This is a genomic window from Vibrio sp. E150_011 (assembly GCF_053544015.1).
In genome coordinates, this window is sequence record NZ_JBHFOL010000003.1 from 483,027 (window position 1) to 495,257 (window position 12,231).

At 46.5% G+C, this 12,231-nt stretch carries 10 protein-coding genes; 6 read left to right on the plus strand and 4 right to left on the minus strand.

Annotation, left to right across the window (positions count from 1 at the left end):
- The first annotated feature begins 31 nt into the window (after positions 1–31).
- A complete protein-coding gene (locus ACE1OE_RS08260) occupies positions 32–442 on the plus strand; it encodes a hypothetical protein (protein ID WP_372059414.1) in 411 nt (136 codons plus the stop codon).
- Positions 443–567: 125 nt separating this feature from the next.
- Here ACE1OE_RS08260 and ACE1OE_RS08265 read toward each other — a convergent pair whose 3' ends face one another.
- Complete coding sequence (locus ACE1OE_RS08265) at positions 568–2,178, minus strand: NAD(P)/FAD-dependent oxidoreductase (protein ID WP_449210678.1); 1,611 nt, start codon at positions 2,176–2,178, stop codon at positions 568–570.
- A gap of 314 nt (positions 2,179–2,492) precedes the next feature.
- Between ACE1OE_RS08265 and fdxA the strand changes: the two genes are divergently transcribed.
- Positions 2,493–2,816, plus strand: coding sequence for a ferredoxin FdxA (gene fdxA / locus ACE1OE_RS08270; protein ID WP_102468839.1), 324 nt, complete (start codon positions 2,493–2,495; stop codon positions 2,814–2,816).
- A 133-nt stretch (positions 2,817–2,949) separates the two neighbouring features.
- Here fdxA and ACE1OE_RS08275 read toward each other — a convergent pair whose 3' ends face one another.
- Positions 2,950–3,684 (minus strand): TrmH family RNA methyltransferase, encoded by a 735-nt coding sequence (locus ACE1OE_RS08275; RefSeq protein WP_449210679.1) that lies wholly within the window; start codon positions 3,682–3,684, stop codon positions 2,950–2,952.
- Between the two features lie 353 nt (positions 3,685–4,037).
- Between ACE1OE_RS08275 and uhpT the strand changes: the two genes are divergently transcribed.
- The 4 genes from uhpT (at position 4,038) to uhpC (ending at position 9,031) form a co-directional block, all read left to right on the plus strand.
- Entirely contained in the window at positions 4,038–5,429 is a 1,392-nt protein-coding gene (gene uhpT / locus ACE1OE_RS08280; RefSeq protein ID WP_102468703.1) for a hexose-6-phosphate:phosphate antiporter, read from the plus strand.
- A gap of 165 nt (positions 5,430–5,594) precedes the next feature.
- Entirely contained in the window at positions 5,595–6,206 is a 612-nt protein-coding gene (uhpA, locus tag ACE1OE_RS08285) for a transcriptional regulator UhpA (RefSeq protein ID WP_449210680.1), read from the plus strand.
- Entirely contained in the window at positions 6,206–7,717 is a 1,512-nt protein-coding gene (gene uhpB, locus ACE1OE_RS08290) for a signal transduction histidine-protein kinase/phosphatase UhpB (RefSeq protein WP_449210681.1), read from the plus strand. The genes uhpA and uhpB overlap by 1 nt, the downstream gene beginning before the upstream one ends.
- 9 nt (positions 7,718–7,726) lie before the next feature.
- Positions 7,727–9,031, plus strand: coding sequence for an MFS transporter family glucose-6-phosphate receptor UhpC (gene uhpC, locus ACE1OE_RS08295; RefSeq protein WP_449210682.1), 1,305 nt, complete (start codon positions 7,727–7,729; stop codon positions 9,029–9,031).
- 280 nt (positions 9,032–9,311) lie between these two features.
- Here the strand turns inward: uhpC and ACE1OE_RS08300 are convergent, their stop codons facing one another.
- Both ACE1OE_RS08300 and emrD read right to left on the minus strand, forming a co-directional pair.
- Positions 9,312–10,505 carry a hypothetical protein gene (locus ACE1OE_RS08300; protein ID WP_449210683.1) on the minus strand — a complete coding sequence of 398 codons (1,194 nt, stop codon included), beginning with the start codon at positions 10,503–10,505 and terminating at the stop codon, positions 9,312–9,314.
- 240 nt (positions 10,506–10,745) lie between these two features.
- Positions 10,746–11,954: a multidrug efflux MFS transporter EmrD gene (gene emrD / locus ACE1OE_RS08305; protein WP_449210684.1), complete on the minus strand. Its 1,209-nt coding sequence runs from the start codon at positions 11,952–11,954 to the stop codon at positions 10,746–10,748.
- Between the last annotated feature and the right edge of the window lie 277 nt (positions 11,955–12,231).

The following is a 12,231-nucleotide window of genomic DNA, read 5'->3' on the forward strand; positions in this document are numbered from 1 at the left end:
CACACCGGATGTTTTAAATGAGGAAACAACATTGAACAAAACAATCATCAAATCACTTTGTCTTGCTACTACTGGTCTTTTTGCTTTGGCGGCGACGGTTAACGCGAATGCGAGTACGTTTGAACTTGGCGCTGATACAAAGCGTGGCGTAACGTTTCAGTTCGACAATATCATCATTGGTGTAAAAGATAATTATGTAAACGGTGGTATGGCATTCTTACAAAAGCCGATTTCTCAAGAACATAATATCAGTTGGTTTGTTGAAGGTGGTGTGGGTTATAACTGGAACAGTGAGGCGATTGATGTGCATGCACCGGTTGGTCTTCGCTGGGAACCAGTTAAAAACCTTGATGTGGACTTATTTGCGACGCCAGAAGTGAAGTTTAATAATGGTACAGACGTAGGTGTTGGTGTGGATCTCGGTGTGTCGTGGACTTTCTAACGTTCTAACGTTCTAACGTTCTAACGTTCTAACTTTTTAACATTCTAACTTTAGTCTGATGAATGTAGTGAATGACTCTCATCAAGGTCACGTCAGTGAGCCTTGATGAGAGTGTATTTGAAAAGCTACTCGGCTAGCTCAACCATCGACAGCGCAAGCGCTTCTGCCGCTTTAATACCATCAATACCCGCAGAAAGAATACCCCCCGCATAACCCGCACCTTCACCCGCAGGGAAGAAGCCTTTCAGGTTAACACTTTGGTAGTCTTTACCGCGTTTGATGCAAATTGGTGAAGACGTGCGTGTTTCTACGCCAGTCAGTAGGCCATCAGCACCCGCAAATCCTTTAATTTTTTTATCGAACGCAGGAATCGCCTCGCGAATTGCTTCGATAGCAAAATCAGGCAGTGCTTTGGAAATATCAGTCAGTTTAATACCTGGTGTAAATGACGGAGCGACATCGCCAATTTCACTGGCATCGCCGCCTTTCAAAAAGTCACCAATTTTTTGTGCCGGTGCATCGTAGTTTTCACCGCCAAGGTGGAACGCGCCAGTTTCTAGCTCACGCTGGAAACGAATGCCCGCGAGTGGGTCGCCTGGGTAATCTTCTTCTGGAGAGATACCAACCACGATGGCACTGTTTGCATTGCGTTCAGCACGTGAATATTGGCTCATGCCGTTGGTCACGACGCGGCCTTCTTCTGACGTAGCCGCCACAACTGTTCCGCCCGGACACATACAGAAGCTATACACCGTACGGCCATTCTTACAATGGTGGACCAGTTTATAGTCTGCTGCGCCTAGGATTGGGTTACCCGCATTTTTACCAAAGCGAGCCTCATCGATGACCGATTGTTTGTGTTCAATACGGAAGCCGACAGAGAAAGGTTTTGCTTCCATGTAGACGCCACGCTCGTGCAGCATCTCAAAGGTATCACGCGCACTGTGGCCCACGGCTAATACCACATGACGAGATTGAATGACCTCACCGTTAGATAGCGTCAACCCCGTGATTTGGCCTTCTTCCATGTGAATGTCATCGACGCGAGTGCTAAAGCGAATCTCACCACCGAGCTCAATGATCTTAGCGCGCATTTTTTCAATCATGGTGACCAGTTTAAAGGTACCGATGTGCGGCTTGCTGACGTAGCGAATCTCTTCAGGCGCGCCAGAAGCCACGAACTCTTCAATGACCTTACGACCATAATGCTTAGGGTCTTTTACTTGGCTATATAGCTTGCCATCTGAGAACGTACCTGCGCCACCTTCACCAAACTGTACATTGGACTCTGGGTTAAGGTTGCGCTTACGCCAAAAACCAAACGTATCCTTGGTACGTTCACGCACTTCTTTGCCACGCTCGACAATGATTGGGTTGAAGCCCATTTGTGCGAGTACTAAACCTGCGAATAAACCACAAGGACCAAAGCCGATGACGACAGGACGTTCCGTTAGGTTTTTAGGCGCTTGAGTAACGAACTTATATGCCATATCTGGCGTGACTTTAACGTGTGGGTCGTTAGCGAACTGTTCAAGCAGTTCAGCCTCATTGTCGACGACAATATCTAGCGTGTAGATCAGTAGGATTTTGTTCTTTTTACGAGCATCATAGCCACGCTTAAACATATTAAATGACAGCACTTGCTCTGCAGTTACACTGAGCTTTTTAGTGATGGCGGTAAGGATAGCGCCTTCCTCATGGTCAAGAGGAAGCTTAATCTCGGTTAAACGTATCATGATGATGTCTCGTGTTGGTAGGTGTCTTAGCGTGTCAATCCAAGGAGTTAAGCATAACCTCGAGGAATGATCGCTCACAATGGCGCGCATTTTACGTTAAGTTGTTTTGTCTGTCATACTTAATTCGAAGCGGGGCTGTATGGCTTGATACGCAAAGCGTGATGAAAATATGGGTAAAACGCGATAAATATATACATCGTGTGATATTGAATTTTACTCATGAATCCGTATCATCGCCCCTCCATAATAGAGGCTAGTGGTGTTTATTCGCTCACTGGCCTATTGAATTCATGACTAACCAAGAGCTGAGAACCATGGCATTTGTCGTAACGGATAACTGTATACAATGTAAATTTACGGACTGTGTGGCTGTGTGCCCGGCCGATGCATTTTATGAAGGCCCGAATTTTATGGTAATCAGCCCAATTGATTGTATCGACTGTGGGCTTTGTGTTCCGGAATGTGATGCTCAAGCGATTTTCCAAGAAGACGAATTGTCCGAAGACCAACACGTGTTTATTGCCTTGAACGAAGAACTGGCGGAAGTGTGGCCGAATATTACTGAGGTGAAACCCGCTATGGATGATGCTGACAAGTGGAATGGCGTCCCTAATAAGCTTGGAATGCTAGAAAAGTAACACAACGAAACCGTGTAAATATGCGCCATCATCAAACAATAAAAAAACGCCATCGCTTTTAAAACGATGGCGTTTTTTTATTGTTCAAAGCTCAAAGCTCAAAGCTCAAAGCTCAAAGCTCAAAGCCTAAAGACTAGTGATGCTGTCTATGTAGGTTATCGAGAATAATACCTGTCGCCATGGCCACATTTAATGACTCTGCGCCGCCAAAGGCAGGAATCGTGATTTTATCCGTCACATACTTTGCGGCTTCCTCACGAACGCCGTGAGATTCACTGCCCATCAGCAAAATGCCTTGCGAAGAGAAGGTCGTGCTATGGACACTTTCACCTTCAAGGAAGGCACCATAAACCGGGATATTTGCTTGTGCTAGGTACGAAGGGAGATCGAGAAGACTCACCTGAACACGACCAAAGCTACCCATGGTCGCTCGAATGGTTTTCGGGTTATAAGGGTCAGCGCAATCGGTGCTCGCGACAATGTGCTTAATGCCGTACCAATCGGCAACGCGAATGATCGTCCCAAGGTTGCCAGGGTCGGAAACGCCGTCTAGGGCGATCATCAATCCTTGAGCTTGTGGTATCGCCATTTGTGGGATCTCAACAATCGCCACCGCGGCATTGTTACTGACTAAGCTACTTGCTTTAGTCAACTCATCTAACGAAGCCTCGACACACTCAAAACCCTGCAAAGAGGCTTGATTACTGCTCAAAAACTCGTGGGTGGCAAAGACTTGTTTGACCGCGAGGGACGTGCCAATGAGCTCCAACACGTTTTTTTCACCCTCGACTAAGAATAAGCCGTGGGCTTTACGCTGTTTTTTTTGGCCTAACGCGCGAAGTAATTTTAATTGGTTTTTTGAAATCATAGTCATGTCCCAGATGAAAGCGGGCGCATTATAACCCTAAGTGACTTGGAGATGCGAGCGAGAAGGCGTTCTGTGACATTGTGATACGCCTCACGGTTTATTGATAGAACACACCAATGTAGGAATTTTTCCTAGGGATCTTAGGATGTGCTCTCAAGCCAGTGCGCCTTGGGTTTTTTAGACTCTAGCCCATGAACACAACCCCTCACGAATAAAACAAACGCCTACAGATACCGCTGCGGAGGATTAAAGATACCGCCACGCAGGATTTGTCCGAGAGGGTAGTGCACCACGATTCGGTGCTTTCCTTAATTGATAGGAGAGCATATTCAGTTAGAGCCTAAGGATTCACCATGTTGAAATTTCTAGAGCAAGTACGTAAACCGACGCTGGACCTTCCCGTCGAAGAGCGACGTAAGCTGTGGTTTAAGCCCTTCTTACAATCCTACCTTGTGGTCTTTATTGGTTACATGACCATGTATTTGATCCGTAAGAACTTCAATATCGCGCAAAACGATATGATCTCAACTTACGGGCTATCAATGACGGAACTTGGCTTAATTGGCTTAGGGTTTTCAATCACCTACGGTATTGGTAAAACGGTCGTGTCTTACTACGCCGATGGCAAAAATACCAAGCAGTTCTTACCCTTTATGTTGATTCTTTCTGGATTAGCGATGCTTGGTTTCAGTTTTAGTATGGGGGGCGGAAGCGTCAGCTTATTTTTAATGATTGCCTTTTATGCGCTTAGCGGTTTTTTCCAAAGTACCGGTGGTCCCTCTAGTTATTCAACCATTACCAAGTGGACACCGCGTAACAAGCGTGGCTCGTACCTTGGGCTTTGGAATATGTCGCATAACGTAGGCGGTGCGGGCGCGGCGGGCGTCGCACTGTTTGGTGCAAACTATCTGTTTGATGGTCATGTGATTGGCATGTTTATTTTCCCATCAATTATTGCGCTTATCGTTGGTTTCTTTTGTCTTCGCTATGGTAATGACTCACCAGAAGCCTATGGCTTGGGTAAAGTCGAAGAGTTGTTTGATGAAACGATCAGTGAAGAAGATATGGCGGCAGAAGACAATCATATGTCAAAGCGCGATATTTTCGTCGAGTACGTTCTGAAGAACAAAGTGATTTGGTTGCTGTGTTTTGCCAACATTTTTCTGTACATCGTACGTATCGGTATCGACCAATGGTCAACCGTCTATGCCTACCAAGAATTGGGCCTGTCGAAAGAAACGGCAATATCTGGTTTTACCTTGTTTGAAGTTGGTGCCCTTGTTGGGACGCTGATGTGGGGGTACTTATCGGATTTGGCGAATGGTCGTCGAGCCATTGTGGCGTGTTTCTCTCTTGCTTTGATTATTGTTTGCCTAGAGTTTTACCAGCATGCGACCAGTGAATTTATGTACCTCGCCTCGTTGTTTGTGTTGGGTTTCTTGGTCTTTGGTCCACAGTTGCTGATTGGCGTAGCGGCAGTTGGTTTTGTTCCCAAAAAAGCGATCAGTGTAGCGGATGGTGTGAAAGGGACATTTGCTTACTTGATTGGTGATAGCTTTGCCAAGCTCGGCTTGGGCATGATTGCTGATGGCACCCCTATTTTTGGTCTAACAGGCTGGAAGGGTACCTTTGCCGCTCTCGACACCTCGGCGGCGATTTGCATAGTCTTACTGCTATTTGTAGCGGTCGCTGAAGAGAAAAAAATTCGTAAAGCGAAGAGAGAACTAAAGCAGCTGGAGGCGTAATACGTACTCTTCGTTTCCTTTAAAGCGTTATCTATTGTGCACATGCTGGCGTGCCTGAGTCAGCGGAGTCATAGATAGCGCTTTTTTAGAACGAATCGCTATTTGATTATTTAATGTCGCAGCGTTAAGTTACCCCATTTTTTCCCTTCTGCTTGGTATCTCGTCATGATTCATGTTGCGTTAGTTGATGATCACGTCATCGTTCGTTCTGGTTTTGCTCAGTTGTTGAATCTAGAAACTGATATCACGGTCGTGGGTGAGTTTGGGTCGGTTGCTGAGGCGAAACAAGGGCTGCCGTTTTGCCAAGTGGATGTCTGTATTTTGGACATCTCGATGCAAGACGAGAGCGGTTTAGTGCTACTTGAGTCTATACCGAAAGGCACTGCGTGTGTGATGTTGAGTGTCCATGATTCACCGGCTATGGTTGAAAAAGCGTTGGAGCTTGGCGCACGGGGGTATCTGACAAAACGATGTAGTCCTGATGAATTGATTCAAGCGGTAAAAACCAGTGCCAATGGCGGTTGTTATCTCACGCCAGATATTGCGATTAAACTGGCGTCGCCAAGGCCGTATCAGCAGTCGATCGCCAAACTAACGAAGCGAGAATACGAGGTATCAGAGCTGTTAGCCACAGGCCTGGATGTCAAGTCTGTGGGTTTACGATTAGGTCTTAGCCATAAAACCGTACATGTCCACCGCGCGAATGCGCTCGATAAGCTTGCCCTGAAAAACAACGTCGAACTCGCCAAGCTGTTTCAACGCCAAGATACCATCTAATGCGTACCTATTTGGTCGCCAGCATCAGTGCATGGCTCATTACGTTATGCAGCTGGTTTTGCTTGTGGGTGATTTCATATTATTTTGTGAATGATGCCGAAATGGCCATTTTATTTTTGCCTTTTGCGCTTCGGTTAGGGGTAACCCTGCATTGTGCTAAAAAATACTGGCCTGCGATCTACACGTCGGAATGGGCATTGACGATATCACTTGCCGTATTATTGGCACAGCCACAATGGTCAGCCGTATTGGTGGCAAGTATTGCCAGTATTCCAGTGGCATGGGTTTCAAGGCGTTACAACACTGGGCCACAGTGGCAGCGTTTATCCGTGCAAGCGATGGCGATTGTCGGTACCGCAATCATCAATATGCTAGCGCTGAGCGGGCATGCCACCTCGCTGAGTTTGGTTGGGTTAGTGACGGTGACGGGCGGCTTGATGTTGGTGCCGACTTGTTATTTGGTGTGGAATTATCTGTTCCAGAGCATCTGGCGCCCGCTGACGTCGAATCTTATCCATCAGCCCATTACGTTTCAGATAAAGCCCATCGTGCTTATTACTTTACTGTTTATATCGAGCATATCATTGCAGATTGGTTTGCCTGACGAGCTACGCCGGTTTGCCCCGTTTTGTTTAGCGATTCCTATTATATTACTGGCGTTTCGTTATGGTTGGCAGGGGGCCTTGTTAGGCACACTGCTAAATAGCAGTGTGTTAATTGCCGCAAGAAGTGGTGTTTCTCAGATAGAGGTGACGGATCTTTTATTGTCGATCAGTGCGCAATCGCTCACCGGTATTTTACTTGGGGTCGCGGTACAAAGACAGCGAGACTTAAACCAGAAGCTGCGCCAAGAGTTGAGTCGTAATCAAAATCTATCAAAGCAATTGGTTCAGGCAGAGGAGTCCGTTCGTAAAGATATTGCTCGTGAATTGCATGATGAGATTGGACAGAACATTACCGCCATACGAACGCAAGCAAGCATCATCAAACGCGTGAACAGTGCAGAACTGAGCGTGAGCTGCGCCAACACGATTGAGTCCTTGTCGTTGAACGTTTATGACACAACGAAGGGGCTGCTCACCCGACTACGCCCCAAAACCCTTGATGATCTCGATGTTGTCTCAGCCATCAAACAAATGGTCCGTGAAATGGAGTTTGAACAGCTTGGTGTTCATGTTGAGTTTGAGGTTGACGACAATGCTATGACAGAGCTCTCTGATACGATGGCGGTGACCTTGTTTAGGCTTTGCCAGGAGGCGTTGAATAATGCGCAAAAATACGCGAAAGCGACGCAGGTTCATATCGCGTTGTCGATTGATACTACGCTGAGGTTGGTGATTACCGACGATGGGGTGGGCTTTCGACTTGAAGAGAGTCAAAAAGGGTTCGGTTTAAAAGGGATGCAAGAGCGTGTGCAGGCCTTGGGCGGTCAACTGACTATTCGCAGCTCTATGGATGTTCATGATACACAGCGTGGCACAGTCATTGATGCCAAACTTCCGCTGGTTTAAACAAGAGATATGCCCTTGAATACTCAAACCTCTCGCTCACATGAGACAAAGAATGTTGATGGCCAGTATCGATATTGGCGGCTTCATATCATGGTGGGTATGTATTTGGGGTATGCGGGTTTTTATCTCACTCGTAAGACCTTTAATTACACGGCTCCAGCGCTGATTGCCGACCTCGGTCTTGATAAGGGGGATATTGGCTTAATGGGCACATTGTTTTACCTGATCTATGGTCTCTCTAAGTTTCTATCTGGCATTATTTCAGACCGTGCTAACCCTCGTTACTTTATGGGTATTGGCTTGATTGCCAGTGGTGTCATCAATATTTTATTTGGTCTATCGAGCTCATTGTTCGTGCTTGCCACCTTGTGGATGCTAAATGCTTGGTTCCAAGGTTGGGGGTGGCCATCATGCTCCAAGCTACTGACAACGTGGTATTCACGCACCGAACGGGGATTTTTTTGGTCAATTTGGAATACCGCACATAATGTCGGTGGCGCGATGATTCCTTTGCTGGTGGGGTTCCTTACCTTCCACTACAGCTGGCGAGAAGGGTTCATTGTGCCGGGGGTGATGAGTGTTGGGATTGGGCTATTTTTGTGTTGGCGGCTAAGAGACAAACCAACCACCATGGGGTTACCAACGGTAGGGCAATGGCGCGATGACAAGCTGGAATTAGCGCAAGAGAACGACGGTATAGGATTAAAACCTAAAGAGATATTGTGGTCCTATGTGCTCAATAATAAGTATATCTGGTTGCTCGCGTTCAGTTATGTATTGGTCTATATCGTCCGCACGGCCATCAATGATTGGGGCAATCTATATCTGACAGAGCAGCATCATTACAGTCTAATTAGCGCCAATGCCTCGGTGTCTTTTTTTGAAATAGGCGGCTTTGTGGGGTCGCTTGTTGCGGGGTGGGGCTCGGATAAACTGTTTGGTGGCAATCGAGGCCCAATGAACCTGATATTCGCGATGGGTATATTTTTGTCGGTTGCGGCGCTGTGGCTGATGCCATTGACGAACTTTGTCTTCCAATCGGCGGGATTTTTTGCCATCGGATTCTTTGTTTTTGGTCCTCAAATGTTGATTGGAATGGCCGCAGCAGAATGTTCACATAAAGACTCAGTGGGCGCGGCAACGGGGTTTGTTGGTTTGTTTGCCTATATGGGGGCGGCTTTATCGGGCTATCCATTGGCGGTGATTCAAGAGCACTACCAATGGACCGGATTTTTTGTTGCAATCTCGGTATGTTCGGCGGTAATCGGGTTGTTGTTACTGCCGTTTTTGCAGGCGCAGTTTATTCAAAAATGACCTAAAACTGTTGAGGAACAAGCCCCGACTCAGGTTATGGTATCGACCTAAACGGGGGCTTTGAATTAACAGTGGAGGTAAATACGTTACTCGTCGTCAAACTTAGAGCGACCGATAACTTTTTCTTGATAATCAATTAATGGGTGTTGCCATTCTCTTTCTTTGTCGACATAACGCTGGATGGTTAATGCGAGCTTGGGGAGTACGTTTCGTCTACCAAATCAATAAGATCACGGTTATCTAAATACTTAAAACGTTGAGTCATTCATTTATATCGATGTCACAACGCTAATGTTTGATCGGCGAACTGAATGTTTTCTATGTTGGACAGCGTGTTGTTGCCGTCTCTGTTATGGATCAAGTCAATCAGTTGAATCGTAGAGTTATCGAGTCTCTCTATTTGATATTGCCCTTTATCGCCATGAACAACTACAGTATTAATGCCTTTATTCCCTGTCACCGTATTGTCGTACTCATTAAGTTCAACGTTACTATTGTTGGTTCCTGTCAGGGTTACTTTAGTTAAGTATTGGGCTTGATAGGTGTACGGCGTTTTGGGATCTCGGGCTAATTTAAACGTCCCTTTAAAGGAATCCGCTATATAGGCATCATAAGTAAGGGTAGGCGAGAAAATTTGTTCCGTCAGATGCTTCGCGGCTGGATCGTAGCGAGCAAAGTCTTGGCGGTTTTTGACATCGTAGAGTCCTCCCATACCACGGCCATCAAATGCGCCCCAAAGGCCATAATAGCTGTCGATGACAGCGGCAAAATACTCTTGATCAACGCTGATCTCTTGCTGCCACTCTTTCAGTATATCTGTCGGTGGGTGGTATGAGTTATTAAGCGCTTGTTTTTGTAAGACATTAAGCTCTTTTTGAAACTTAGGTAAGGCGGTTAACCCGGCGCTAGGCGCGTTGAGTACGCCAATACCGTAATCATGTACTAGGTGCAAAATTTCCTCGAATGAAGCGTCACGATGATGGTCATAGTCTTGATTGACGTACCAAGGCCCCCCTTCAACTTGAATCTCCTCTTCGAATAACGGCTGTCCGTCTAAGTCGTCATTGTATTTGGGCTCATCATGGTAGTTCATAAGCTTTAAGATAGCGCCGTTGTTAGCCATGGCATTAGCAATACGCTGCTTTTGTTCGGCGTTGCCAAATTGAGTCCCGATCACAGGGGTTAAATAGTGGTTTAACACGTTGACAGCTTTGACTATTTGAAAATCGGTTAAGCGATCCATGATGAGAATATGAATCGCTTTGCCATTAGGGGCTTTTACCGCGACATACCGGTTATAGCCGGCCTTGGAGTAAGCCGAAAATTGCGCCGGTACGGCCTCTATTTTGACGCCGTGTACAACAGATGGTGTGATAGGGGAAGGAACAGAAGGGGCGGAAGCGAGTCCGCTGATGTTATTACAGCCCGCTAGAGTTATGGTAGATATCAACATGGCTAAAGGTAGTGTTCTCATCGTTTAATTCGCTCTTTGATATTGTCTCATCAGAGTAACCGAATCATTCATGATGGAAGTTGCGCGGCATTGCTATCCAACGTACCAATACAATTCATTACATATAGAGTCGTGACTTGGAAAGGCAACACTATTGGAACTTTTTGACCCGCACCATCACTTTTTAGGTCAGAAAGTGATGGTCACAAGGCAGCATTTGGAGATTCGAAGCATTGAACAATGGATGGTAGTGTATCGACCTCATACCATCACGGTATTGTCAGCGTTGTCCGGCCCATTGTCTCGTTTAGCGATATGCAGCCCCCACATTGCGAGTAATGCCATTATCAGCATGATGACGCCTAGCGGCAACTGGTTGGTAGCCGGTATGACCGATGCACCTAAGGTGGTGAGCCCCGCGCCAAGGTTTTGCATACCACCAAGCACCGCGCCTCCAGTACCGGCATGGTTAGGAAATGGCGTTAGTGCTCCCGTTGTGGCGGCAGGAAAGAGTACACCCGCACCAAGAAAATAAATGGTCGAGCCAATGGTCAATGTCCAAGCGTCTGTTGCACCTTGTAAACCAGGGATGAGTACAACCAAAGCCCCCATCAATATGGCGACCAGCCCAAATTTAAATGCTGAGTGTTTGCTGTAACGCTTCGCGATGAATGAAGATAGTCCTGCGCCTAGCAAATAGCCCGGAATAGGTAACACGAATAAAATGCTGACGGTAAATGCCGACAGCTTCAATACACCACCAAATAACACGCCAGCTGCGGCTTCAAATACGGCCACACCGGCAAAGGTGGCGACCAGGCAAATAACATAGCCTTGGAAGCGTTTGTCAGAAAGCACAAAACGATAATTGTCCATGGCAGAGGTTTGAGTCCTTCTCTCTATTGGCAATGTTTCTGCAAGTTTTGATGACATGATGATCACCACAGCGACCGCAAACAACGTTAAGAACAAGTAGCTTGACCGCCAACCCAGAGTCTCAGTCAGTACGCCGCCTAAAACAGGTGCGAGTAGCGGTGAGAAAATAACACACATACTAATAATGCTGTTTGCTCTATGAAGCTCGTCACCTGAAAAGCAATCACGGGAAAGCGTGCGAGACATCGCACCACCACTGCCTATCCCGGCCCCTTGAATAAAGCTACCAAGTAAAAACAGCTCAAATGAGTGCGCAAACAGACTAATGACAGCACCGACGAGATAGATCCCTAGCCCGGCAATAATTATCGGTTTACGCCCAAGTTTGTCGGACAACGGGCCATAGATAAATTGAGATAAACCATATGGGATCAGGTAGCACGCCATCACCGCTTGTAGCATCGCGGGATTGACTCGAAACTCTTGCGCCATTCGCCCGATGGATGGCACATACATTGTTTGTGTCATCTGTCCTACCGCCGTTAGGATAGCGATAAGAAAAGTCAGCTTAGCTAATGAGTATCTGGATGCCATTTTTATTCGTTCTCGTTGTGGGTCGTGCGTGATTGAATTTTTGTAAGAAAGCCCCTGCGGGGGATTAAGGCGCAGATAGTAGAGTTTGGACACTATTCTATCAATAGAAAAGTGTGACTTGAATCACGATAAATTTTTGGTCTATTCATTACTTAAAGGGCTCTTCTCCGCTTTGTTGAGTCTGAGAGCAACAACGACTCACTCTACTATACTGACCAGTAACCTTTTTTAGTCAGCATGGATGGTTCCTATTTTGACCCGGTTACTTTCTCAGCTT